Below are 25381 nucleotides of genomic sequence, written 5' to 3'. Positions count from 1 at the left end.
CCTCGGACCGGTGGGCCCGAATCGGTATCCGCCCGATTCGGCGCGAACAAGGGGTGAACGCGTGCCCGAATGGTCAGGATGGAGGCATGGGACTCCACGTCGACTCCGAGGCCGGGCGTCTGCGGCGCGTCATCCTGCACCGGCCCGATCTCGAGCTCAAAAGGCTCACCCCCAGCAACAAGGACGCGCTCCTCTTCGACGACGTGCTCTGGGTGCGCCGGGCGCGCGCCGAGCACGACGGGTTCGCCGACGTGCTGCGCGACCGAGGGGTCGCCGTCCACCTCTTCGGTGACCTGCTCACCGACGTCCTGCGGATCCCGGCGGCCCGCACGCTCGTCCTGGACCGGGTCTTCGACGAGAAGGAGTACGGGCCGCTCGCCACCGACCACCTCCGCGCCGCCTTCGAGGCGCTGCCTGCCGGGGCACTCGCCGAGGCCCTGGTCGGCGGCATGACCAAGCGGGAGTTCCTCACGGTGTACCCGGAGCCGACCTCCGTGCGGTTCCATGTGATGGACCTCGACGACTTCCTGCTGCCGCCCCTGCCCAACCATCTGTTCACCCGTGACACCTCCGCCTGGATCTACGACGGCGTCTCCATCAACGCCATGCGTTGGCCCGCGCGACAGCGCGAGACCGTCCACTTCGAGGCGATCTACCGGCACCACCCGCTCTTCCGTGACGAGGACTTCCATCTCTGGTCCGAGGGGCAGGCCGACTACCCGTCCACCATCGAGGGCGGTGACGTGCTGGTCATCGGCAACGGCGCGGTGCTCATCGGGATGAGCGAGCGCACCACGCCCCAGGCGGTCGAGATGCTCGCCCACAAGCTCTTCGCCGCCGGGTCGGCCCGCACGATCGTCGCACTCGACATGCCGAAGAGCCGCGCGTTCATGCACCTCGACACGGTGATGACCATGGTCGACGGCGACACGTTCACCCAGTACGCCGGGCTCGGCATGCTCCGCTCCTACACGATCGAGCCAGGTGCCGGGGACAAGGAGCTGAAGGTCACCGATCATCCGCCGGAGCACATGCACCGGGCGATCGCCGCGGCGCTCGGGCTCAGCGAGATCCGGGTGCTGACCGCCACGCAGGACGTGCACGCGGCCGAACGGGAGCAGTGGGACGACGGGTGCAACGTCCTCGCGGTGGAGCCGGGGGTCGTCATCGCCTACGAGCGGAACTCCACTACCAACACGCATCTGCGCAGGCGGGGGATCGAAGTGATCGAGATTCCGGGGAGCGAGCTGGGGAGGGGACGGGGTGGGCCCCGGTGCATGAGCTGTCCGGTGGAGAGGGAGCGCGTGGGAGCGTGAACGGCCCTGTACCCCGTCGTATAGAAATGTGGAGTGTCGTATAGACTTCCATCCGTTCCCGTGTTCGTTGCCGTGTTCGTCCCGTCCCCCCGTACTTCTGGAGCGCCCCATGGCGACAGTCCCGACCGCCCTCGCCGGACGCCACTTCCTCAAGGAGCTGGACTTCACCGCCGAGGAGTTCCGTGGTCTGATCGAGCTGGCCACCGAGCTGAAGGCGGCCAAGAAGGCCGGGGCCGAGACGCGGTACCTCACGGGTAAGAGCATCGCGCTCGTCTTCGAGAAGACCTCGACGCGGACGCGCTGCGCGTTCGAGGTGGCCGCCGCCGACCAGGGCGCCCACACCACCTACCTGGACCCCGCGGGCTCTCAGATCGGGCACAAGGAGTCCGTCAAGGACACCGCCCGCGTGCTCGGCCGGATGTTCGACGCCATCGAGTACCGCGGGCACGGGCAGGAGATCGTCGAGGAACTGGCCGCGCACGCCGGCGTCCCCGTCTACAACGGCCTCACCGACGAGTGGCACCCCACCCAGATGCTCGCCGACGTGCTCACCATGACCGAGCACTCCGTCAAGCCGCTGACCGAGATCGCCTACGCCTATCTGGGCGACGCCCGCAACAACATGGGCAACTCCTACCTGGTCACCGGCGCCCTGCTCGGAATGGACGTCCGCATCGTCGGGCCCCGGGTGCTGTGGCCGGACCAGGCCGTCGTCGAGGCGGCCCAGCGGCTCGCCGAGGACTCCGGCGCGCGGATCACGCTCACCGAGGACGTCAAGGAGGGCGTGCGCGGCGCCGACTTCATCGCCACCGATGTGTGGGTGTCCATGGGGGAGCCCAAGGAGGTCTGGGACGAGCGCATCGCGCTGCTCGGCCCGTACGCGGTGACCATGGACGTGCTGCGCGCCACCGGCAACGACGACGTGAGGTTCCTGCACTGCCTGCCGGCCTTCCACGACCTCGGCACCGCCGTCGGCCGCGAGATCCACGAGCGGCACGGGCTGAGCGAGCTGGAGGTCACCGACGAGGTCTTCGAGTCCGAGCACTCCGTCGTGTTCGACGAGGCGGAGAACCGGATGCACACCATCAAGGCGGTCCTCGTCGCGACCCTCGCCTGACCGGAACCCCCGCCTGACCGGGAACTTCATCCTGGCCGGAACCCTCGCCCGAGCGGCAGGCTGCGACCGCGGCCACTGCGCGCGCCCCGCACCCTCCCGTACGATCCCCGACGGACCCGGAACCATCCATTCCGCGCCCGTCGAGCGGCCCACCCGGTCGCACCCCACCACTGAAAAGAGCACCACCCGTATGCCCGGCAGTCCCGCCAACCCCTTTCGCATCAAGTCCCCCGAACGGCTCGTCGCCGAGGCCGGCACCGATCTCGCCGGGCACGGCCTCAAGCGCCACATGGGCCTGTTCCAGCTCCTCTGCTTCGGTGTCGGCGCGATCGTCGGCACCGGCATCTTCGTCGGACTGTCCGACTCGGTCGCCCAGGCCGGGCCCGCCGTCGTCGTCTCCTTTGTGCTCGCCGCGCTGACCTGCGTGTTCACCGCGTTCGCGTTCGCCGAGCTGGGCGGCGCCATCCCGGTCTCCGGGTCCTCGTACTCCTTCGCCTACGCCGGGCTCGGCGAGGGCACGGCCTTCCTCGTCGGCTGGTGCCTGCTGCTGGAGTACGGCGTGTCCGTGTCGGCCGTCGCGGTCGGCTGGAGCCAGTACGTCAACGAGCTGCTGCACAGCCTCACCGGATGGCAACTGCCCGCCGCGCTCTCCGCCGGGCCGGGCGACGGCGGGTTCGTCAACCTGCCGGCCGTGATCGTCATCGCCCTGGCCTGCGTGCTCCTCGTACGCGGCGTGCGCGAGAGCGCCCGGGCCACCGCCGCCATGGCCGTCCTCAAGCTCGCCATCCTGGTGGCCTTCTGCGCCATCGGCTTCACCGCGTTCAAACACGGCAACCTGACCCCGTTCGCGCCGGCCGGCCTCGGTGGCATCGGCGCGGGCACCACGGCCGCCTTCTTCTCCTACATCGGCTTCGACGCGATCACCACCGCCGGCGAGGAGGCCCGGAACCCGCGGCGCGACATCCCGGTCGCCATCCTGCTGTGCATGGCACTCGTCACCCTGCTGTACTGCGCGGTCGCGCTGGCCGCGATCGGCGCCATCGGCGGGCCCGGTGTCGGCGGCCGGCCCGCCGCGCTGTCGTACGTCGTCAACCAGGTCACCGGCTCCACGGTCGGCGGCGGTGTCATCGCCTTCGGCGCGGTCGTCGCCATCGCCTCGGTGGTGCTCGCCGTGATGTACGGCCAGACCCGCATCCTGATGTCCATGGCGCGCGACGGACTCGTCCCGCGCGTCTTCGAGCGGGTCTCGCCGAGGACCTCCACGCCGGTCAGCGGCACCCTGATCGTCGCGATCGTCTTCGCGATCCCGGCGGCCTTCGCCTCACTGGACTCGGTGGTCAACCTGTGCACCATCGGCACGCTCGCCATCATGGCGGTGGTCAATGTGGCCGTGATCGCCCTGCGCCGCCGTGAACCGGGCCTCGCCCGCAGCTTCCGCGTGCCGCTCTACCCCGTGATGCCGCTGCTCGGCGTCGGCTTCTGCCTGTACCTGATGTACGAGACGGGCTGGGCGACCTGGGTGCAGTTCGCGGCGTTCCTCGCCGTCGGGTCCCTCGTGTACGCGCTCTACGGGCGCCGGCACTCCCGGCTCACGGCCGGTGCCGTCACCGCGGACGCCGCTGAGCGGGAACCGCAGGCAGTCTGAACCACACCGCCTTGCCGGACTCGGTGGGGCGGTGCCCGCAGGACGAGCTGAGGCTGCGGATCAGCAGGAGTCCCCGGCCGTGCTCCTGCCAGGGGTCGGGGGCCACCGGGACCGGGTGGGTGAGGTTGCCGGGCGGCACCGGGTCCGGGTCGTGCACCTCCACTGTGCAGCCCGTCGGCAGCAGCTCCACGACCAGTTCGATCGGCCCGTTCCCCGCGGCGTGCTCCACGGCGTTCGCGACCAGCTCCGCGGTCAGCAGCTCCGCGGTGTCGCTGTCGGCCGCGTGCTCCAGCTCCGCCAGTGCCGTACGGACCAGGGCGCGGGCGACGGGCACGGCGGCGGTGGTGTGCGGCAGGGCGATGCGCCAGGAGGCGAGTGCGGGGGTTCGGTACAAGGCGGGTCCGTTCATGGCGCAGGCGGTCCTGCTGTCGACAAGGGGCATCGTACGGGCCGCCCCCTGCGGGGCGGTCGGCGGGTTTCGCCGGGGGCGTCGTCGGCCCCGGCACCGGGCTGCCCACCCGTACCGACGCCCCCGCCCCGCAGAGCGGTGCCAGCCGTTACCGGCCTGTCGAGAAGGTGTGACAGCCCTGGTCGGGTCGCCCGGTCGGGCTTGTGTCGTATCGCGCGCCCGTATCGCGTACCCGTATCGCGTACACATGACGACAGTCACAGATCGGTGATAACTTCATGGCAGAGCAGCAGCGAGGACCGCCGCCCCCGTCCGAGGAGGCCGCACGTATGAGTCCCTTCACCGGCTCCGCCGCCCGCACCTTGGACTGGCGCCATGTGCGCTGCGTCCACGACAACGGGGTCGCCACGGTCACCCTGGCCCGCCCCGGAAGACTCAACGCGCTCACCTTCGGCGCCTACGCCGACCTGCGCGACCTGCTCGCCGAGCTGTCCCGGGAGAAGTCCGTGCGCGCCCTGGTCCTGGGCGGCGAGGGGCGCGGCTTCTGTTCGGGCGGCGACGTGGACGAGATCATCGGCGCCACGCTGTCCATGGACGCCGCCCAGTTGCTCGACTTCAACCGGATGACCGGGCAGGTCGTACGGGCCCTGCGGGAGTGCCCGTTCCCGGTGATCGCGGCGGTGCACGGGGTGGCCGCGGGCGCGGGCGCCGTCCTCGCCCTGGCCGCGGACTTCCGCGTCGCGGACCCCACCGCGCGCTTCCAGTTCCTCTTCACCAGGGTCGGGCTGTCGGGCGGCGACATGGGCGCCGCTTATCTGCTGCCCCGGGTGGTCGGGCTGGGCCACGCGACCCGGCTGCTCATGCTGGGCGAGCCGGTGCGGGCGGCCGAGGCCGAGCGGATCGGCCTGATCAGCGAGCTGACGGAGGAGGGCGGCGCCGACGCGGCGGCGAACGCGCTGGCCCGCCGCCTCGCCGACGGCCCGGCGCTGGCGTACGCCCAGACCAAGGCCCTCCTCACGGCCGAACTGGACATGCCGCTCGCGGCATCGGTCGAACTGGACGCGGCGACCCAGGCCCTGTTGATGAACAGCGAGGACTACGCGGAGTTCCACGCGGCGTTCTCGGAGAAACGGGCACCGAAGTGGCGGGGGAGGTGACCATGACCCGCACCGGAGGGCGGCCGCTGCGCGTGGCGGTCATCGGCGGCGGTCCCGGAGGACTCTACGCCGCCGCCCTGCTCAAACGGCTCGATCCCGCCCGCGAGGTCACCGTCTGGGAGCGGAACGCGCCCGACGACACGTTCGGGTTCGGTGTCGTCCTGTCCGACGAGACCCTCGGCGGCATCGAGCACGCCGACCCGGTGGTGTACGCCGCGCTGAAGGACGAGTTCGTACGGTGGGACGACATCGACATCGTGCACCGGGGCGTGCGCCACACCTCCGGGGGCCATGGTTTCGCCGCGCTCGGCAGGCGGCGGCTCCTTCAGATCCTGCACGAGCGCTGCCGCGCACTCGGCGTCGACCTGCGCTTTCGCACCAAGGCCCCGCACCCGGCCCGGCTCTTGGAGGCGAACGACCTCGTCATCGCCGCCGACGGGGTGCACAGCGGTACCCGGCAGGCGTACGCCGAGGTGTTCCGGCCCTCGGTCGAGGAGCACCGCTGCCGGTACATCTGGCTCGCCGCCGACTTCCCCTTCGACGCGTTCCGCTTCGAGATCGCCGAGACCGAGCACGGCGTGATGCAGTTGCACGGCTACCCCTACAGTGCAGACGCATCGACCGTCATCGTGGAGATGCGCGAGGAGGTGTGGCACGCGGCCGGGTTCGCGGAGCTGGACACCGTCGAGACCATCGAGCGCTGCGCCAAGATCTTCGCGGACGCCCTCCGTGGCCGACCCCTGCGCTCCAACAACTCCACCTGGACCACCTTCCGCACGGTCGTCACCGAGCACTGGTCGTACGGCAACCTGGTCCTCCTCGGCGACGCCGCGCACACCGCGCACTTCTCCATCGGCTCCGGTACGAAGCTCGCGGTGGAGGACGCACTCGCCCTGGTCGCCTGCCTGGAGGAGCACCCCTCACTGCCCGAGGCGCTGGCCGCCTACGAGGAGGAACGGCGCCCGGTGGTCGCCTCCACGCAGCGCGCGGCCCGGGCCAGCCTGGAGTGGTTCGAGAACCTTCGGCTGTACCTCGACCAGCCGCCCCGTCAGTTCGCCTTCAACCTGCTCACCCGAAGCCGCCGCGTCACCCACGACAACCTGCGGCTGCGCGACGCGCGCTTCACCGAGTCAGTCGAGCGCGAGTTCGGCTGCCCGCCCGGCACACCCCCGATGTTCACCCCCTTCCGGCTGCGCGGCCTCACCCTGCGCAACCGGGTCGTGGTCTCGCCGATGGACATGTACTCCGCCGTGGACGGCGTCCCCGGCGACTTCCACCTCGTCCACCTGGGCGCACGGGCGCTCGGCGGGGCGGGTCTGGTGATGACCGAGATGGTGTGCGTGAGCCCGGAGGGCCGCATCACCCCGGGCTGCGCCGGCCTCTACACCGGTCGGCAGGCCGAGGCGTGGCGGCGGATCACCGACTTCGTGCACAGCCAGGCGCCGGGCACCGCGATCGGCGTGCAGCTCGGGCACAGCGGACGCAAGGGGTCCACGAAGCTGATGTGGGAGGGCATGGACGAGCCCCTTCAGGAGGACAACTGGCCGCTCCTCGCCGCCTCCCCCATCCCGTACAAGCCGGGCAGCCAGACACCGCGCGAGCTCTCCCGCGCCCAACTGACCGACATCCGCGAACAGTTCGCGTCCGCCGCCCTGCGCGCCGCCCGCTCCGGCTTCGACCTGATCGAACTCCACTGCGCCCACGGCTATCTGCTCTCCGGTTTCCTCTCCCCGCTCACCAACCGCCGCACCGACGCCTACGGCGGCTCGCTCGCCGGGCGGCTCCGCTTCCCGCTCGAGGTCTTCGACGCCGTACGGGCGGTGTGGCCCGAGGAGCGGCCCATGACCGTACGGATCTCGGCTACCGACTGGGCCGAGGGCGGCACCACGGCCGAGGATGCCGTCGAGATCGCCCGCGCGTTCGCCGCGCACGGCGCCGACGCGATCGACGTCTCGACCGGGCAGGTGGTGGCCGAGGAGAAGCCGGCGTTCGGGCGCTCGTACCAGACGCCGTACGCCGACCGGATCCGCCACGAGGCCGGTGTCCCGGTGATCGCGGTGGGCGCCATCTCCTCCTGGGACGACGTCAACTCGCTGATCCTGGCAGGCCGGACCGATCTGTGCGCCCTGGCCCGGCCGCACCTGTACGACCCGCACTGGATCCTGCACGCGGCGGCCGAACAGGGCTACAGCGGGCCCGGCGCGGTGTGGCCCGCGCCCTACCGGGCGGGCAGCCGGCGCCCCAACACCGGCCGCACCGACGCCCCGAAACCACGTCTGGCGCTGGGGAGTTGAGGCCTGAAGGCGCCTACGGCACCTGCGGCGGATCCGCCACGCCCGCGAACACCGCCCCCGCGTCCCGCAGCCGCTCGTGCAGTGCCCGGAAGACCGCCGCCGAGCGGGCGCCCGGCCAGTTCGCGGGCAGCAGGCCGGGCGGCAGACCGGGGTCGGCGTAGGGCAGATGGCGCCAGGAGTCCAGGGCGAGCAGATAGTCGCGGTACGCCTCCTCGGGCGGCGTGTCCTCACGGGACTCCCAGTCGCGCAGCACGCGCGCGTGGCGGTCGAGGAACGCCTCGTGCTGCTTGGCGATCGCGGCCAGGTCCCACCAGCGGCCCACGGCCTGAGCGGTCGGTACGAAGCCGAGGTGTTCCCCGCGGAAGAAGTCCACGTACGCGTCCAGGTGCAGCCGCTCCAGGGTGTGCCGGGTCTCCTGGTACAGGCGTGCGGGGGCGATCCACACCCCGGGGGCCGCGGTGCCGAAGCCGAGTCCGGCGAGCCGGGAGCGCAGCAGATGCCGCTTCTGCCGTTCCGACTCCGGCACCGAGAACACGGCCAGCACCCAGCCCTCGTCCTTCGGGGGCGCCGTCGCGTACACCCGCCGGTCGCCGTCCTGAAGCAGCTGCCGTGCGTCCGGCGACAGCGCATAGCCGGCCGCGCCCGTGGCCGTGCGCTCCGGCACCAGCAGTCCGCGCCGTTTCAGCCGCGACACCGACGACCGTACGGAGGGGGCGTCCACGCCGACCGCGGCGAGCAGCCGGATCAGCTCGGCCACCGGGACCGGGCCGGGGACGAAGCGGCCGTAGGCACCGTAGAACGTGACGATGAGGGACCGCGGGGCGTGCTGGGCGTGCTGATCGGACACGTTGATCACTTTAGATCGTCGGCGTCACTCATGATCACCTCGCGGGGTCACCGGGTTGACGTCCGCGCGCAGCCGGAACCGCTGGAGCTTGCCCGTCGCCGTGCGCGGCAGCGCGTCCAGGAAGACGAACTCGCGCGGGCACTTGTAGGGCGCCAGCTCCGACGTCAGGAACGCGCGCAGCGCCTCCGGGTCGCGGCGCGCGCCCTGCCTGAGGACGGTGTACGCCACCACGACCTGCCCGCGCGCCTCGTCGGGCCGCCCGACGACCGCCGTCTCGACCACGTCCGGGTGGCGCAGCAGGGCGTCCTCGACCTCGGGGCCGGCGATGTTGTACCCGGCGGAGATGATCATGTCGTCGGCGCGGGCCACATAACGGAAGTAGCCGCCGGGCTCGCGGACATAGGTGTCCCCGGTGATGTTCCAGCCGCCCCGGACGTACTCCCGCTGCCGTGGATCGGCGAGATAGCGGCAGCCGACCGGTCCGCGCACCGCGAGCAGTCCGGGCTCGCCGTCCGGTACGGGCACCCCGTTCGCGTCCTGCACGCGCGCGTGCCAGCCCGGGACCGGGAGCCCCGTCGTTCCCGGCCGGATCCGGTCGTCCGCGGCGGAGATGAAGATGTGCAGCAGCTCGGTGGCGCCGATGCCGTTGACGATGCGCAGACCGGTGCGCTCGTGCCAGGCCCGCCAGGTGGCCTCGGGAAGGTTCTCGCCGGCCGACACACAGCGCCGCAGCGAGGTCGTGTCGTACCCGTCCAGCTCGTCCAGCATCGCCCGGTAGGCGGTCGGCGCGGTGAACAGCACCGAGACCCGGTGCTCGGCGATCGCGGGCAACAGCTGTCTGGGACCCGCCTGTTCGAGCAGTAAGGCACTGGCGCCGGCCCGCAGCGGGAAGACGACGAGTCCGCCGAGCCCGAAGGTGAAGCCGAGCGGGGGACTGCCCGCGAAGACGTCGTCGGGTCGGGGCCTGAGGATGTGCTTGGAGAAGGTGTCGGCGATCGCCAGCACGTCGCGGTGGAAGTGCATGCACCCCTTGGGGCGGCCCGTGGTGCCGGAGGTGAAGGCGATCAGCGCCACGTCGTCGGCCGCCGTGTCCACCGGCGCGTACGGCTCCTCGGGCACCGGCAGGCGCCACAGGTCGTCGGAGGTGTCGCCGCCGTAGGGGGTGATGCGCAGCCCGGGAACATCGGCCTTCACCAGGTCGTCGATCACGCGGACGTCACACAGGGCGTGGTGGACCCGCGCGATGTCGCACATCGTGCGCAGCTCGTGCGGGCGCTGCTGGGCGAGCACGGTGACGGCGATCGCGCCCGCCTTGAGGACCGCGAGCCAGCAGGCGGCGAGCCAGGGGGTGGTGGGGCCGCGCAGCAGGACCCGGTGGCCGGGGAGAACACCGAGACGGGAGGTGAGCGCGTGCGCGACGCGGTCGACACGGGTGCGCAGCTGCCCGTACGTCCACACGTGGCCGTCCGCCGTGCGGAAGGCGGGACGGTCGCAGGCGGTGTGGTCGAGCAGTTCCACCGCGGCGTTCAGCCGTTCGGGGTAGCGCAGCTCGGGCAGATCGAAGCGGAGCTCGGGCCACTGGTCGAGGGGCGGGAGGTGGTCGCGGGCGAAGCTGTCGCGGTGGGCGGTGGGTGCCGGTGACGGATCCTCGGCCGGCGCGCGGCTCGGGGAGTCCGTGGCGGTGGCGGTGTCCGTGACGCTCGCCGTGTCCGGGGCGCTCCCGGCGTCCCCGGCGCTCGCGGTGTCCGTAACGCTTGTGGCGTCCCTCGGGTCCATGGCGTCTCGCCCCCTTGTCGTGGTGGGCTCGCGCATCGAGCGTATCGTCTTGGTGACGACAGTCAATGGTCCGCGATACGTTCGGGTGAGCAGCCCACCGGGCCCCGAGGGGCCCTCAGGGAGAGGGGACCGGCCATGACCGCATTCTCACTCGACCCCGCCCAGCTGGCCTGGCGTGCCGAACTGCGCACCCTGGCCGAGCAGCGGCTGCGCCCGCTCGCCGAGAAGGGCGAGCCCGGCCGCGTCAACCGCGCCCTGGTCGCCGAGCTCGGCCGACTCGGGCTGCTGGACCGGCTGTTCACCTCCGGTGCGCTGGAGCTGTGCCTGATGCGGGAGTCCCTGGCCCACGCCTGCACCGAGGCGGAGACCGCCCTCGCCCTGCAGGGGCTGGGCGCCCACCCCGTGCACGCGTACGGGACACCGGCCCAGCGCGCCCGCTGGCTGCCCGGCGTCCGGGCCGGCACCACAGTCGCCGCCTTCGCGCTGACCGAGCCGGACGCGGGGTCGGACGCCGCGGCGCTGTCCCTCGCGGCCGAGCCCGACGGCCCCTCCCGGTGGCGGCTCACCGGCGAGAAGTGCTGGATCTCCAACGCCCCCGAGGCCGACGTCTACACCGTCTTCGCCCGCACCACGCCCGGCGCGGGCGCCCGCGGTGTGACCGCGTTCCTCGTCCCCGCCGACCGCCCCGGCCTGACCGGCTCCCCGCTCGACATGCTCTCGCCGCACCCCATCGGCACGCTCGCCTTCGACGCGGTGCCCGTGACCGGGGACGACCTGCTCGGCGAGGCCGACCGCGGCTTCCGGGTCGCCATGGGCACCCTCAACCTCTTCCGCCCCAGCGTCGGCGCGTTCGCGGTCGGCATGGCACAGGCCGCCCTCGACGCGACGCTCTCCCACACCGCTGCGAGGAGCGCCTTCGACGGCCGGCTGAAGGACCTCCAGGCGGTCTCCCACCAGGTCGCCGAGATGGCCCTGCGCACCGAGGCGGCCCGCCTCATGGTCTACGCGGCGGCGACGGCGTACGACGCAGGCGCCCCGGACGTCCCCAAGCGGGCCGCCATGGCGAAGCTGCTCGCCACCGAGACCGCGCAGTACGTCGTCGACACCGCCGTCCAGCTGCACGGCGCCCGCGCACTGCGCCGCGGCCACCTTCTCGAACACCTCTACCGCGAGGTGCGCGCACCCCGGATCTACGAGGGCGCGAGCGAGGTGCAACGCGGCATCATCGCCAAGGAGTTGTACGCCACCGTGGAGGCCCCGTGACCAGTGAGCGCGTCAACCCGCCCGCCCTCTCCCCGGCCAGGGGGTTCTCGCACGCGGTCGTCGCCACCGGCGCCCGCGTGGTCTTCCTCGCGGGCCAGACCGCCCTCGACGGCGACGGCAAGGTGGTCGGCGACACACTCCCCGAACAGTTCGAACGGGCCCTCGCCAACCTGCTCACCGCCCTGCGCGCCGCCGGCGGCACCCCCGCCGACCTCGCCCGCGTCACCGTCTACGCCACAGACGTGGCCGACTACCGCCTGCACGCCCCGGAACTCGGCCGCATCTGGCGGCGGCTGGCGGGCCGTGACTATCCGGCGATGGCCGTCGTCGGTGTCACCCGCCTGTGGGACGAGCAGGCGCTCGTGGAACTGGACGGCTTCGCGGCGCTCGCGTAGGACCGGGGCCGGACCCGGTGGGAGGACTCGCCACCGAAGGGGTGAGGATCACCAACCGCGCCGCGGCCTCCCGGTACCTGTGGAACCCCCTAGTCCAGGAGGTGCTTCCATGCTTCTGCGCCAGGTCGCCGGGCCGGTCGTCGGTGCCGCTCTGCTCCTGTCCGCCACGCCCACCGCGGGTGCCCTCTCCCGGTCGTCCGACGAGGTGACCGTCGACCCGACCGGGTACCTCACGCCCGGCGGCACGCTCACCCTCTCCGGCACCTACCGCTGTACCGGCGGCACCGGGGGCCCCGTCTTCGTGTCCTCCTCGATCTCCCAGGGCGACCCCCACGTCCGGCACGGCGTCGGCGGCACCCGGGCCGCGTGCGACGGCACCGAGCACCGCTGGACCAACTCCGAGACCCGCCGGGGCGCGTACACCCCGGGCCCCGCGCACGTCGAGGCCACGCTGATGGAACTGAGCGGCTCCGAACTCCCGCTGCCGCGCTTCCGCGCGGTCCGGCAGCAGGCCGTCACCCTGACCGCGAGGGGCTGACCCGGCGACATGCCGCCCGGCGCCGGTCAGCCGGCACCCGGCGGCAATGGCCGTTCAGATGTCCCGGAAGATCTCGATCTGCGCCCCCACCGAGTTCAGCCGCTCCGCCAGGTCCTCGTAGCCGCGGTTGATGACGTACACGTTGCGCAGCACGGACGTGCCCTCGGCCGCCATCATCGCCAGCAGGACGACCACCGCGGGCCGGAGCGCCGGCGGGCACATCATCTCGGCGGCGCGCCAGCGGGTCGGGCCCTCGACCAGCACGCGGTGCGGGTCGAGCAACTGCAGGCGCCCGCCCAGGCGGTTGAGGTCCGTCAGGTAGATGGCCCGGTTGTCGTAGACCCAGTCGTGGATCAGCGTCTTGCCCTGCGCGGCGGCCGCGATGGCCGCGAAGAACGGAACGTTGTCGATGTTCAGGCCGGGGAACGGCATCGGGTGGATCTTGTCGATCGGCGCCTCCAGCTTGGAGGGCCGCACGGTCAGGTCCACCAGCCGCGTACGGCCGTTGTCGGCGTGGTACTCGGGCGTGCGGTCGTGGTCGAGCCCCATCTCCTCCAGCACCGCGAGCTCGATCTCCAGGAACTCGATCGGCACCCGGCGCACCGTCAGCTCCGACTCGGTGACCACGGCGGCGGCCAGCAGGCTCATCGCCTCGACCGGGTCCTCCGAGGGGGAGTAGTCCACGTCCACGTCGATGTTCGGCACGCCGTGGACGGTGAGCGTGGTGGTGCCGATGCCCTCGACCTCGACGCCGAGCGCCTCGAGGAAGAAGCACAGGTCCTGGACCATGTAGTTGGAGGAGGCGTTGCGGATGACCGTGACGCCGTTGTGCCGTGCGGCGGCCAGCAGCGCGTTCTCGGTCACGGTGTCGCCGCGCTCGGTCAGCACGATCGCCCGGCCGGGGGAGACGGACCGGTCCACGACCGCGTGGTACAGCCCCTCGGTGGCGGTGACGTCGAGCCCGAACCGGCGCAGCGCGATCATGTGCGGCTCGACGGTTCGGGTCCCGAGGTCGCAGCCGCCCGCGTAGGGCAGCTTGAAGCGGTCGAGGCGGTGCAGCAGCGGGCCGAGGAACATGATGATGGACCGCGTACGGCGGGCGGCCTCGGCGTCGATGGCGTCCAGGTCGAGGTCCGCGGGCGGGACGATCTCCAGATCGACCCCCTCGTTGATCCACCGGGTCCGCACACCGATCGACGTGAGCACCTCCAGCAGGCGGTACACCTCCTCGATGCGGGCGACGCGGCGCAGCACCGTGCGCCCCTTGTTGAGCAGCGAGGCGCACAGCAGCGCCACGCAGGCGTTCTTGCTCGTCTTGACGTCGATCGAGCCGGAGAGGCGACGGCCGCCGACCACCCGCAGATGCATGGGTCCCGCATAGCCCAGCGACACGATCTCGCTTTCCAGGGCGTCCCCGATGCGGGCGATCATCTCAAGGCTGAGGTTCTGGTTGCCGCGCTCGATGCGGTTCACGGCGCTCTGACTGGTACCGAGTGCCTCGGCGAGCTGCGCCTGGGTCAGGCCGCGGTGCTGGCGTGCGACACGGATGAGCTTGCCGATGCGTGCGAGGTAGTCGTCTGACATGTGACTGAGGTTATCTCAGATATGAGATGACACATTCTGGGGGGTCCATTCGAGTGAATGGTCGTCAGTCGTGCCTGGGGAGGGGCGTCCGGCCCTGGCCATGTCGGTGCCGCCCGGCGTGCCGGCACCGGAGGACCCGCCCCGCATGACCTTCCCGCCCCCATGTACTAGAGTTATCTCGACATCGAGATATCTGCCGAGGCGCACCGCAGCGGCCGCTCCGGTAAGGGTTACCTGACTTAGCCTTACCTTAGCGGATCGGCCGAGCCGTCGTGGCGGCAGGATTGCGGTGGTAGCGCACATCAATGAAGGAGACTGTCGTGTCGGCGAACAGCTTCGACGCCCGCAGCACGCTGCAGGTGGGCGACGAGTCGTACGAGATCTTCCGGCTGGACAAGGTGGAGGGCTCGGCCCGCCTGCCGTACAGCCTCAAGGTCCTGCTGGAGAACCTGCTCCGCACCGAGGACGGCGCGAACATCACCGCCGACCACATCCGCGCCCTCGGCAACTGGGACTCCCAGGCCCAGCCGTCGCAGGAGATCCAGTTCACGCCGGCCCGCGTGATCATGCAGGACTTCACCGGCGTGCCCTGTGTCGTGGACCTCGCCACCATGCGCGAGGCCGTCAAGGAGCTGGGCGGCGACCCGGCCAAGATCAACCCGCTGGCGCCGGCCGAGCTGGTCATCGACCACTCCGTCATCGCCGACAAGTTCGGCACGAACGACGCCTTCAAGGTGAACGTCGAGCTGGAGTACGGCCGCAACAAGGAGCGCTACCAGTTCCTGCGCTGGGGCCAGACCGCCTTCGACGAGTTCAAGGTCGTCCCGCCGGGCACCGGCATCGTCCACCAGGTGAACATCGAGCACCTGGCCCGTGTGGTCATGGTGCGTGACGGCAAGGCGTACCCGGACACGCTCGTCGGCACCGACTCCCACACCACCATGGTCAACGGCCTCGGCGTCCTCGGCTGGGGCGTCGGCGGCATCGAGGCCGAGGCCGCCATGCTCGGCCAGCCGGTCTCCATGCTCATCCCGCGCGTCGTCGGCTTCAAGCTCACCGGCGAGCTGCAGCCCGGCACCACCGCCACCGACCTGGTGCTCACCATCACCGAGATGCTGCGCAAGCACGGTGTGGTCGGCAAGTTCGTCGAGTTCTACGGCGAGGGCGTGGCCGCCACCTCCCTGGCCAACCGCGCCACCATCGGCAACATGTCGCCGGAGTTCGGCTCCACCGCCGCGATCTTCCCGATCGACGACGAGACCCTGAACTACCTGCGCCTGACCGGCCGCAACGAGCAGCAGGTCGCCCTCGTCGAGGCCTACGCCAAGGAGCAGGGCCTCTGGCTGGACCCGAAGGCCGAGCCGGACTTCTCCGAGAAGCTCGAGCTGGACCTGTCCACCGTCGTCCCCTCGATCGCCGGCCCGAAGCGCCCGCAGGACCGCATCGTCCTCGCGAACGCCGCCGAGCAGTTCAAGCTGGACGTCCGCAACTACGTCGACGTCGTGGACGAGGCGGGCCAGGAGTCCTTCCCTGCCTCCGACGCCCCGGCCGTCGCCCCGAACGGCGCCCCGTCGAACCCGGTCCCGGTCACCGCCCCCGACGGCACCACGTACGAGCTGGACCACGGCGCCGTCACCGTCGCCGCCATCACCTCCTGCACCAACACCTCCAACCCGTACGTCATGGTCGCCGCCGCCCTGGTGGCCAAGAAGGCGGTCGAGAAGGGCCTGACCCGCAAGCCGTGGGTCAAGACCACCCTCGCCCCGGGTTCGAAGGTCGTCACCGACTACTTCGACAAGGCCGGGCTGACCCCGTACCTGGACAAGGTCGGCTTCAACCTGGTCGGTTACGGCTGCACCACCTGCATCGGCAACTCCGGCCCGCTGCCGGAGGAGGTCTCCAAGGCCGTCAACGACCACGACCTCGCGGTCACCTCGGTCCTCTCCGGCAACCGGAACTTCGAGGGCCGTATCAACCCCGACGTCAAGATGAACTACCTGGCGTCCCCGCCGCTGGTCGTCGCCTACGCCATCGCGGGCTCCATGAAGGTGGACATCACCAAGGACGCGCTCGGCACCGACCAGGACGGCAACCCGGTCTACCTGAAGGACATCTGGCCCTCCGAGGCCGAGGTCAACGACGTCGTCGCCAACGCCATCGGCGAGGACATGTTCTCCAAGTCCTACAGCGACGTCTTCGCGGGTGACGCCCAGTGGCAGTCCCTGCCCGTCCCGACCGGCAACACCTTCGAGTGGGACCCGGAGTCCACCTACGTCCGCAAGCCCCCGTACTTCGAGGGCATGGGCATGGAGCCGGCCCCGGTCGAGGACATCACCGGCGCCCGTGTGCTCGCCAAGCTGGGCGACTCGGTCACCACCGACCACATCTCCCCGGCCGGTGCGATCAAGGCCGACACCCCGGCCGGCAAGTACCTCACCGAGCACGGTGTGGAGCGCCGGGACTTCAACTCCTACGGTTCCCGTCGCGGCAACCACGAGGTGATGATCCGCGGTACGTTCGCCAACATCCGCCTGCGCAACCAGATCGCGCCGGGCACCGAGGGCGGCTACACCCGCGACTTCACGCAGGAGGGCGGCCCGGTCTCCTTCATCTACGACGCCTCGCAGAACTACCAGGCCGCCGGCATCCCGCTGGTCGTCCTGGCCGGCAAGGAGTACGGCTCCGGCTCGTCCCGCGACTGGGCGGCCAAGGGCACCGCGCTCCTCGGCGTCAAGGCCGTCATCGCCGAGTCCTACGAGCGCATCCACCGCTCGAACCTCATCGGCATGGGCGTCCTGCCGCTGCAGTTCCCGGAGGGCGCCACCGCCGAGTCCCTCGGCCTGACCGGCGAGGAGACCTTCTCCATCACCGGCGTCACCGAGCTCAACGAGGGCACCACGCCGCGCACGGTCAAGGTCACCACCGACACGGGCGTCGAGTTCGACGCGGTCGTCCGCATCGACACCCCCGGTGAGGCCGACTACTACCGCAACGGCGGCATCATGCAGTACGTGCTGCGCAGCCTGATCCGCAAGTAGGCGATCCGGCACGGCAGTCGAGGGCCGCATCCCCGCCCGGGGGTGCGGCCCTCCGCCGTGTTCGGACCGCCCCCTGAGCGGGGACATCGCCGGTGCCCAGTGCGGACACAGGGTCTTCTCAGCGGACCGGGACAGGATTGCGACATGTCTGGCACCCCTGTTTCCCCCGGCGGCCGTGTCCGTGTCCCGATCGTCGACGAGGAGCCCGGCCCCGTCGCACCGCCGTCCACGGCTGCCGCAAAGGCGCGGAGATGAGCTCCGGGCGCCCGAGGAGGCCCGCCGGGCGCTCGCTCCGCGCCCGGCTGCTGCTGTGCACCAGTGCCGTGCTCGCCGTGGTGTGCGCGGCCATGGCACTCACCACCGTCCACGCCCAGCGCGCCTGCCTGCTCGGCGGTCTCGACCGACGCGTCGGCGCCGACGCGCGGCACGCCCGAAACGAGGCCGGCCTCCATCCGGACCACGACATCGGCCTCGCCTTCCTGGGTGAGCGCGGACAGCCCGCCGGCATGCTCGCCGCCCGGCTCGACGAGCGCGGCAGGGTCACCGTGGCCGAGGTCGTCACCCGAGGTGCGGCGCCGCGGCCCCTCGGCGACGCCCAGCGTGCCGCCCTGGACGGCATCAGGCCCGACGGCTCGACACACACCCGGACCGTGCCGGGCCTCGGCACCTACCGGGTCACCGCTCTCGACGGCGACGGGGTTCGTGTCCTCACCGGGCTCCCGATGGACGAGGTGCAGGACGTGAGCGGGGGCTTGGTCGTGATCGAGGTCGCCGTGGCGGCCGTCGGACTCACCGCCGCGGGCTGCGTCTGCGCGGTGGTGATACGGCGTCAGCTGCGCCCGCTGCGCCGCGTCGCCGCTACGGCCGTGGAGGTCTCCCGCGCCCCGCTGGGCCAGGGGGAGGCCACCCGTCTCCTCCGCGTGCCGGACGGCGACACCGACCCCGGTACCGAGGCCGGACAGATCGGGGCCGCCCTCAACCGCCTGATCGCGCATGTCGAGTCCTCGCTCGCCGAACGCCGGCGCAGCGAGGAGCGGGTGCGCCACAGCGAGGAACGCATGCGCCGCTTCCTCGCCGACGCCGGCCACGAACTGCGGACGCCGCTCGCCTCCATCGCCGGCTACGCCGAACTCATGAACCGGGGCACGGGGCCGATCGAGCCCGAGCCGGCCTGGCGCCACGTCACCGCGGAGTCGGCCCGCATGACGCGTCTGGTGGAGGACCTGCTGCTGCTCGCCCGGCTCGACGAGGGTCGCCCGCTGCACTCCGCCGAGGTGGACCTCGCGTCCCTGGTCACCGAGGCGATGTGGGAGGCGCGGGCGGCGGGCGGTGACCACGACTGGCAGCTCGCCCTGCCTCTCGACACCCCGGCACTGGTCGTCGGCGACGAGGCACGGCTGCATCAGGCGGTGGCGCATCTCCTGGCCAATGCCCGTGTCCACACCCCGGCCGGCACCACTGTCGTCGCCTCGGTCGAGGCCACCGGCGAGCGGTGCGTGATCCGTGTACGGGACGACGGCCCCGGCATTCCGGCCGCACTGCTGCCGACGGTGTTCGAACGCTTCACCCGCGCCGACGTCTCCCGATCCCGCACTCACGGCACGGTGGGCGGTTCCGGCCTCGGCCTCGCGATCGCCGCGGCCATCACGGCGGCCCACGGCGGCAGTGCCCGGGTCCGGAGCGTTCCGGGCCGAACCGAGTTCACGCTCGAACTACCCTTGGCGAAACCGTCGTCGACGAGAAGCCTCGGTGCCCCGACAGGCACTAGATCCACCCCGCCACCTGGGCCACCGCGAACGGTGCCGGCACCAGAGTCGTCATACCGAGCCACAGGTGCAGCGGTCGGCCCTCCTGCCACGGCATGAGGACGTCCACCACCAGCACCATCCCGAGGACGAACCCTCCGCCCAGCACCGCGCCGAGCGTCATCCCGACGGTCTGGTCCGGTGATGTGCCACCACAGCCGAACCCGGTGACGCAGTGAAGCAATGTCCATCTGTTCAGCAGCCACCGGACGCACACGCCCGGGACGATCGCCAGCACGCCGATCAGGAGGTTCGCCACTGCAGCCGCCCACCAGGAGCCGGCGGTGGCCTTCTCGCGGCCACCGTCCGCACCGGAACCGTGCACAGCCCGCCCTTCTCCCCGGTCATCGCGTTCGTACAGGTAGATGACCACGAGAGCACTCGGGTTGCCCCGCGCGCTCGCGAGTGCGGCCAACACCGCCCCCACGAGTGACGGTTCGGGCGGCAGGGACTGTCAGGTCTCAGGGCGGACCGGGTGGCGGCTGTGCGCGCCACCCGGTCCGCGAGCCGGCCCGGCCTGGGGGGAGAAGGCCGGACCAGGGTCTGATGGCTTGTGGTCGACCGCGGAGGCGACAACGTTGTCGAGATGGTCTGTACATGACTGTACCCCGCGTGAGGACAACGATGTCAAGGATGTCCCACAGGGTTCACTCCCAAGGGGACATGTCGCGCTGAAGCCCGAACGGGGGCTCCGACAGGCGGCCTTCCGCAGGCGGCCTTCCGCAGGAGGCGTTCCACAGGCGGTCTTCCGCCCTGCGCCTGCGCACGCCACTGTCCCTGCGGCTTGTGCGACCCGTGGTGCGCGCCCGTCCGAAGGAGGAGGGGCCGCGTCATGCGTTCCCGTCCGACGTCCCTGCTGCCGGCCGCCGCCCTGGCGGTCGCCGGCGCCACCCCCGCGCTCGCCGCGGGCGCCCGACCATCGCCCGACCTGGTCCGTGACCCCACCGCGTACGTCGACCCGCTCATCGGCACCCGGAACGGCGGCAACGTCTTTCCGGGCGCCGTCGTCCCGTTCGGCATGCTGTCCTGGAGCCCCGAGAACACCCGGGGCGACGCGACGAGAACGGCCGCGCCCGGCGGCTACCAGTACGACGCCACCTGCGTCCGCGGCTTCGGCCTGACCCACATGTCCGGCACCGGCTGCGCGGGCGGCAGCGGCGACATACCGCTCTCCCCGTACGCGGGCGAGGTGACCTCCTCGCCGGCGAGCGACACCAAGGACGCCGTGTACGCGGCCGACTTCTCGCACGCCGACGAGACCGCCGGGCCCGGCCACTACGTTCACCGGATCGGAGCCCGGTGCGAACTGGACGTACCCGCCCGCCCCCTTGCCGGCGGCAGGACGGCACCTTCTCCGGCTGGGACGTCTACCGCGACCAGGTCCAGCTTCCACGACGTCAAGGTCACCGTGACTTCGGACGGCACCTTCTACGTCCAGCCGGTGGCGCTGACGGTCGCGGCCCCCGGCACACTGCTCGCCGCCTACAACAACACGGGGATCTCGGACGACCCGGGCGACCACGACGAGGCCGACTACGACGGCGGCGGCTGGAGCTACTCCCGCCAGGACCTCGCGGACGCCGGCCTGACGGCGGGCACGCACGGCACGGTGGACGGCCTGTCCTTCACCTGGCCGAACTCGCCGAGTGGCCGCCCGGACAACGCGTCCGCGACCGGACAGACCATCGAACTCACCGCTCCGGCAGCCAAGTTGAGCTTCGTCGGCAGCGCCGTCACGGCAACCAGCAGACCAGGGCGACCGTGACCCACACCGACGGCACCAGCGACAGCGTCGACCTCTCCTTCACCGACTGGACGTCGGCGGAGGCGGAGGCGCCGTCCAGTACGGCAAGGAGGTGGTCGCCAAGACGGCGTACGGCAACGTCGCCGGCGCCGACAAGGACCCCGTGACGACGTACGTCTTCGCCACCAAGCCCTTCGAGGCCCCGGCCGGCAGGAGCATCAGGAGCGTGACGCTGCCGGACGACACCGACCTGCACCTCTTCACCCTCACCACCAACTGATCCCCGCGGAGCTGATTTCCGCAGAGCTGATCATCACTGATCATCACTGATCATCACTGACCGGCACTGATCAGCACGGAGGGGCGGGCCCTCGTGGACCCGCCCCTCCGCCGTGCCGCGTGTGTCAGGCCAGCAGTTCCACCTCCGCCAGCGTCGCCTGAGTCGTGAACGTCAGGCGGTAGTGCGCGTACGTGCCGGGGTGCGGGATGGAGAACACCCTCGTCTGCCGGTCCCAGGTGAAGGACTCGCCCGACCGCTGGTCCACGGGCGTCCAGCGGGTGCCGTCCTCGGAGGCCTCCAAGGTCCAGCCCGTGGGGGCCTTGCTGTGGTCAGCCGGGGACGTCAGCGTGTACTGCACGGCCTCCGTGTCGTTTGTGACCGGCAGGTCCACGCTCGTCACGGTCGCCTCCGTCGCCGAGGTGTCGTCGAAGAGGGGGTCGTCACCCTTGAGCACGTCCGTCCGCGGGGCGGGCACCTTGTCGTCGTGGGTGATGGATACCGGTGCGGCGTTCTTCCCGGTGCCCCAGTCCGAGGGCCGCGGACCCATGTCGAAGTCCAGCACGCCGCCCCGGGAGAGCAGGGAATGCGGCAGCGACGTCGACGTCCACTCCTTGCCGTCGACCCTCAGGCCCTGGACGTAGACGTTCTTCGCGCTGTTCCCCGGGGCCTTGATCACCAGATCCCTCCCGTTCTCCAGGTGCACGGTCGCCTTGGTGAACAGCGGGGATCCGACGGCGTACTCACCGCTGCCCATCACCAGCGGGTAGAAGCCCAGCGCCGAGAAGACGTACCAGCCGGACTGCTCGCCGTTGTCCTCGTCGCCGTGGTAGCCCTGCCCGATCTCGCTGCCGGTGTACAGACGGGAGAGCACCTCGCGGACCTTCGCCTGCGCCTTCCAGGGCTGGCCCGCCGCGTCGTACATGTAGATCACGTGGTGCGCGGGCTGGTTGGAGTGCCCGTACATGCCCATCCGGACGTCACGGGCCTCCGTCATCTCGTGGATGACACTGCCGTAGGAGCCCACGAACTCGGGAGAGGCCGTCTCCGGTGTCGCGAAGTACTCGTCCAGCTTGTCGGCCAGCTTCGCCCGGCCGCCGTACAGGTTCGCGAGGCCCCGGCTGTCCTGCGGGACCGTGAAGGCGAAGCCCCAGCCGTTGGTCTCCGTGTAGTCGTAGCCCCACACGCGCGGGTCGTACTTCGAAGGGTCCAGCCGCCAGTTGCCCTGCGCGTCACGGCCCTGGAAGAAGCCCACCCTGGAGTCGAAGAGGTCGACGTACTCCCGGGCGCGGTTGAGGAAGTAGGCCGACTCCTCCTTGTAGCGCTGCCTGCCGGTCTTCTCGTACAGCGCCTGGCCCATCCTGGCGATGCCGTAGTCGTTGATGTAGCCGTCCATCGCCCACGACAGGCCCTCGCGGGTGGCGGTGCTGGTGTAGCCGAGGAACGGTGAGGTCGCCATGCCCTTGCGGCCCACACCGGACGACGGGGGCACGACGGTCGCGTTCTTCACCGCCGCGTCGTAGGCCGCCTGGGCGTCGAACTTCACGCCCTTCACATAGGCGTCCGCGAAGGCCACGTCCGACGAGGTGCCCGTCATCAGGTCCGCGTAGCCCGGGGAGGACCAGCGGGAGGTCCAGCCGCCGTCCTTGTACTGCTGCACGAAGCCGTCGACGAGCACCCCCGCCTGACCGGGCGTCAGCAGTGAGTACGCCGGCCAGGTCGTCCGGTAGGTGTCCCAGAAGCCGTTGTTGACGTACACCTTGCCGTCGACGATCTTCGCACCCGTGTGGGTGGGCGTGTCCGGGCCGGTCATCGGGGAGAACGGGGACGCGTACTGGTAGGCCGAGCCCACCTTCTCGAAGCCGGAGTTGGGGTAGAGGTACAGCCGGTACATCGAGGAGTACAGCGTCGTGAGCTGGTCGGCGCTCGCGCCCTCGACCTCGATGGTGCCGAGCAGCTTGTCCCAGGTCCGCTGGGCGCGTGCCCTGACGTCGTCGAACGACGTGCCGTCCGGGATCTCCTGGCGCAGATTGTCCTTCGCCTGGTCGATGCTGATGAGGGAGGTGGCGAGGCGGAGCGTGACCGTGTGGTCCGCGCCCGGCTTGAAGCGCAGATAGCCCTTCACACCCGAGGCCGCCCCGTCCGTCACGGGCGCGTCGAACACCCCGTACACGAACAGGCGGGTCGCCCCCGTCGACAGCCCCGACTTCACGTCCGAGAAGCCGGTCACGACGCCACCCGCCTTGTCCAGGGTGAGCCCGGCCTGCTCGGTCACGTTGTCGAAGATCACGCTCGCGTCGTCGCCGGGGTAGGTGAACCGCAGCACCGCCGCGTGGTCCGTCGGCGTCATCTCCGCCTTGAGACCGTTCTCGAAGGTCACGCCGTAGTAGTACGGGCGCGCGACCTCGTTCTCGTGCCGGAACGGCAGTGCCCGCGCCGTGCGCCCGGTGTCCGGAGCGCCGGACGCGGCCGACGGCATCACCTGGAACGTCTGGCGGTCACCCATCCACGGGCTCGGCTCATGGCTCGCGCTGAACGCCTGGATCGTCGGCAGGTTGTCGGAGTTGTTGGCCCGCGCGTAGTCGTACAACCAGCTCAGCGAGCCGGCGTTGGTCACCGGCGTCCAGAAGTTGAAGCCGTGCGGCAGGGCGGTCGCCGGGAAGTCGTTGCCCCGGGAGAAGGAGCCGCTGGAGTTGGTGCCGCGGGTGGTCACCGCGTAGTCGGACAGGTGTGCCCTGGGCTTGTCCGGCGGGGCGGCCCTCAGCGCGACGTCGTCCAGCCACCCCCGGAACTTCGCCGGTCCCTTCGGCGAGTCGTATGCCACCAGGATCCGGTCCACGGTCTTCCCGGCCGCCACCGACCCGATCCGCGAGACCACGTTGTTCCACTGGTTGACGTACAGCACCTTGGCCGCGCCCTGTCCCGTCGGGCTCAGCGGGAAGCCGTGCTGGTCGAGCGCGCCGAGGTCACTGAGATACGTGCCGTCGGTGAAGGCCAGGTCGACCGAGACGTTGGTGGCGTCGTAGTCCCGGTCGCCGTCCGCCATCGCCGGGAAGATCCGGTACGACAACTGGGTGTCCCGCTCGACGCGGACGTTCACGTCGAAGACCTTGTTGTACGAGTACGCCCGCCCGTCCGCCGTGTGCGTCCCCGCGTAGCGCAGCGCCCGCTTGCCCGTGAAGCCGGCGCCCGCCTTGGCGGTGGGGGAGCCGAGCGGGCCGCGGTCCACCAGCGTGCGCATGTCCCTCGGCGTGGGATCGGTGCTGCCGCCGGTGGAGAACTGCACATCGGCGAGTTGCAGTATGCCGCCGCCGTGGTTCCTGGTGATGTCCAGCCGGAAGTGCGCGTACTCGGCCGGCTCGGCGAGATCGTACGACTTGGTTCGGAAGCGCTGGTCGAACGACTCCCCGGTGCGGGTGTCCAGCGTCTTCCAGTCCTTGCCGTCGGTGGATCCCTGCAGGGTCCAGTCGGCAGGGTCCCGCTCGGCGTGGTCGTTGGCCGAGGTCAGCGCGTATGTCACCACCTTGACCGGCTGGTCCAGGTCGAACTCCGCCCAGCCCGTCGGCGCGAACGTCAGCCACTTGGTGCCCGGCTCGCCGTCGATCAGGTTGTCCGCGACCTCGCCGCCCTCCGTGTTCTCGGCACTGGCCCGGACATCGGTCACCTCGTCGGTCACATTGCCGGGAATGCCCGCGGTGTATCCCCCGTCCACGCCGGACGCCCGCTTTGTGCCGTCCGCCGTCGTGTCCACGGTGTTCAGCCACGTCGGGGCGGGATCCCCCGGCTCGAAGGAGGAAGCGAACTCACGGTCGGCGGCAGCCGCTTCGCCGGGCAGGGCCACCGCCGCGCCCTGGGCGGCCACCAGCAGCGCGAAGGCGGCCGTTGCCACGACCGCCGTAGGAGCCCATCTGTGCCGAGATCTGTGCTGCATGCGCGAGCACCCTCCCTGCGCCGGTAGAGAATGGACAACGTTGTCACTTCTTGCGCAAGGAACCAGTAGGTGGTCAAGTGCCCAGTGATGTCAAGGGCGTTGGCTGTGGCATTCGGGCTCAATGCGATGGATATCGCGTTCGAGAGCGTACGAGCACGCCGTATTTCCACGAGGTCTCAACTCGGAAACGCGCGACGCCAACCTTGCCTGCGATATTGCTCCGCCGACGGAGAGTGGACTATACC

General features: G+C 71.0%; 16 protein-coding genes and 1 pseudogene. 11 read left to right on the top strand and 6 right to left on the bottom strand.

Annotation, left to right across the window (positions count from 1 at the left end; translation table 11 throughout):
* Positions 1 to 86: 86 nt before the first annotated feature.
* The 3 genes from ACFYZJ_RS02095 (at position 87) to ACFYZJ_RS02085 (ending at position 4078) form a co-directional block, all read left to right on the top strand.
* Complete coding sequence (locus tag ACFYZJ_RS02095) at positions 87 to 1316, top strand: arginine deiminase (protein WP_388561836.1); 1230 nt, start codon at positions 87 to 89, stop codon at positions 1314 to 1316.
* A gap of 109 nt (positions 1317 to 1425) precedes the next feature.
* Positions 1426 to 2433 carry an ornithine carbamoyltransferase gene (gene argF / locus ACFYZJ_RS02090; protein ID WP_388561834.1) on the top strand — a complete coding sequence of 336 codons (1008 nt, stop codon included), beginning with the start codon at positions 1426 to 1428 and terminating at the stop codon, positions 2431 to 2433.
* A gap of 190 nt (positions 2434 to 2623) precedes the next feature.
* Positions 2624 to 4078: an amino acid permease gene (locus ACFYZJ_RS02085; protein ID WP_388561832.1), complete on the top strand. Its 1455-nt coding sequence runs from the start codon at positions 2624 to 2626 to the stop codon at positions 4076 to 4078.
* Here ACFYZJ_RS02085 and ACFYZJ_RS02080 read toward each other — a convergent pair.
* Entirely contained in the window at positions 4038 to 4487 is a 450-nt protein-coding gene (locus tag ACFYZJ_RS02080) for an ATP-binding protein (RefSeq protein ID WP_388561830.1), read from the bottom strand. The two genes, ACFYZJ_RS02085 and ACFYZJ_RS02080, sit on opposite strands and share 41 nt — an antisense overlap.
* Positions 4488 to 4816: 329 nt before the next feature.
* Between ACFYZJ_RS02080 and ACFYZJ_RS02075 the strand changes: the two genes are divergently transcribed.
* Both ACFYZJ_RS02075 and ACFYZJ_RS02070 read left to right on the top strand, forming a co-directional pair.
* A complete protein-coding gene (locus ACFYZJ_RS02075; protein ID WP_388561828.1) occupies positions 4817 to 5644 on the top strand; it encodes an enoyl-CoA hydratase family protein in 828 nt (275 codons plus the stop codon).
* Between the two features lie 2 nt (positions 5645 to 5646).
* Entirely contained in the window at positions 5647 to 7938 is a 2292-nt protein-coding gene (locus tag ACFYZJ_RS02070; RefSeq protein WP_388561826.1) for a bifunctional salicylyl-CoA 5-hydroxylase/oxidoreductase, read from the top strand.
* A gap of 13 nt (positions 7939 to 7951) precedes the next feature.
* On the opposite strand, the gene ACFYZJ_RS02065 is transcribed toward ACFYZJ_RS02070, so the two are convergent.
* Positions 7952 to 8794: a PaaX family transcriptional regulator C-terminal domain-containing protein gene (locus tag ACFYZJ_RS02065; protein WP_388561824.1), complete on the bottom strand. Its 843-nt coding sequence runs from the start codon at positions 8792 to 8794 to the stop codon at positions 7952 to 7954.
* A gap of 15 nt (positions 8795 to 8809) precedes the next feature.
* Positions 8810 to 10561 carry an AMP-binding protein gene (locus tag ACFYZJ_RS02060; protein WP_388562210.1) on the bottom strand — a complete coding sequence of 584 codons (1752 nt, stop codon included), beginning with the start codon at positions 10559 to 10561 and terminating at the stop codon, positions 8810 to 8812.
* A 135-nt stretch (positions 10562 to 10696) separates the two neighbouring features.
* On the opposite strand from ACFYZJ_RS02060, the gene ACFYZJ_RS02055 reads away from it, so the two are divergent.
* The 3 genes from ACFYZJ_RS02055 to ACFYZJ_RS02045 all read left to right on the top strand — a co-directional run bounded on the left by ACFYZJ_RS02055 (position 10697) and on the right by ACFYZJ_RS02045 (position 12757).
* The gene (locus ACFYZJ_RS02055; RefSeq protein WP_388561822.1) at positions 10697 to 11824 is read left to right on the top strand and encodes an acyl-CoA dehydrogenase family protein; all 1128 of its coding nucleotides are present in this window, start codon (positions 10697 to 10699) and stop codon (positions 11822 to 11824) included.
* Positions 11821 to 12219, top strand: a complete 399-nt coding sequence (locus ACFYZJ_RS02050; protein ID WP_388561820.1) for a RidA family protein — start codon at positions 11821 to 11823, stop codon at positions 12217 to 12219. The genes ACFYZJ_RS02055 and ACFYZJ_RS02050 overlap by 4 nt, the downstream gene beginning before the upstream one ends.
* Positions 12220 to 12328: 109 nt before the next feature.
* The gene (locus ACFYZJ_RS02045) at positions 12329 to 12757 is read left to right on the top strand and encodes a DUF6299 family protein (protein WP_388561818.1); all 429 of its coding nucleotides are present in this window, start codon (positions 12329 to 12331) and stop codon (positions 12755 to 12757) included.
* 54 nt (positions 12758 to 12811) lie between these two features.
* Here the strand turns inward: ACFYZJ_RS02045 and ACFYZJ_RS02040 are convergent, their stop codons facing one another.
* Positions 12812 to 14341 carry a helix-turn-helix domain-containing protein gene (locus ACFYZJ_RS02040; RefSeq protein WP_388561816.1) on the bottom strand — a complete coding sequence of 510 codons (1530 nt, stop codon included), beginning with the start codon at positions 14339 to 14341 and terminating at the stop codon, positions 12812 to 12814.
* Between the two features lie 320 nt (positions 14342 to 14661).
* Between ACFYZJ_RS02040 and acnA the strand changes: the two genes are divergently transcribed.
* Positions 14662 to 17379 (top strand): aconitate hydratase AcnA, encoded by a 2718-nt coding sequence (acnA, locus tag ACFYZJ_RS02035; RefSeq protein ID WP_388561814.1) that lies wholly within the window; start codon positions 14662 to 14664, stop codon positions 17377 to 17379.
* Positions 17380 to 17630: 251 nt separating this feature from the next.
* A complete protein-coding gene (locus tag ACFYZJ_RS02030) occupies positions 17631 to 19244 on the top strand; it encodes a sensor histidine kinase (protein WP_388561812.1) in 1614 nt (537 codons plus the stop codon).
* On the opposite strand, the gene ACFYZJ_RS02025 is transcribed toward ACFYZJ_RS02030, so the two are convergent.
* Complete coding sequence (locus ACFYZJ_RS02025; RefSeq protein WP_388561810.1) at positions 19144 to 19602, bottom strand: hypothetical protein; 459 nt, start codon at positions 19600 to 19602, stop codon at positions 19144 to 19146. The two genes, ACFYZJ_RS02030 and ACFYZJ_RS02025, sit on opposite strands and share 101 nt — an antisense overlap.
* Before the next feature lie 414 nt (positions 19603 to 20016).
* On the opposite strand from ACFYZJ_RS02025, the pseudogene ACFYZJ_RS02020 reads away from it, so the two are divergent.
* Positions 20017 to 21208 (top strand): annotated as a pseudogene (locus tag ACFYZJ_RS02020) (hypothetical protein).
* 124 nt (positions 21209 to 21332) lie between these two features.
* Here the strand turns inward: ACFYZJ_RS02020 and ACFYZJ_RS02015 are convergent.
* Positions 21333 to 25136: a GH92 family glycosyl hydrolase gene (locus tag ACFYZJ_RS02015; RefSeq protein WP_388561808.1), complete on the bottom strand. Its 3804-nt coding sequence runs from the start codon at positions 25134 to 25136 to the stop codon at positions 21333 to 21335.
* Positions 25137 to 25381: the final 245 nt, after the last annotated feature.

This window comes from Streptomyces sp. NPDC001848 (assembly GCF_042891915.1).
Taxonomy (GTDB): Bacteria; Actinomycetota; Actinomycetes; order Streptomycetales; family Streptomycetaceae; genus Streptomyces.
Note: the sequence above shows the minus strand (reverse complement) of the source record. Positions and strands in the feature narration are given on the sequence as shown.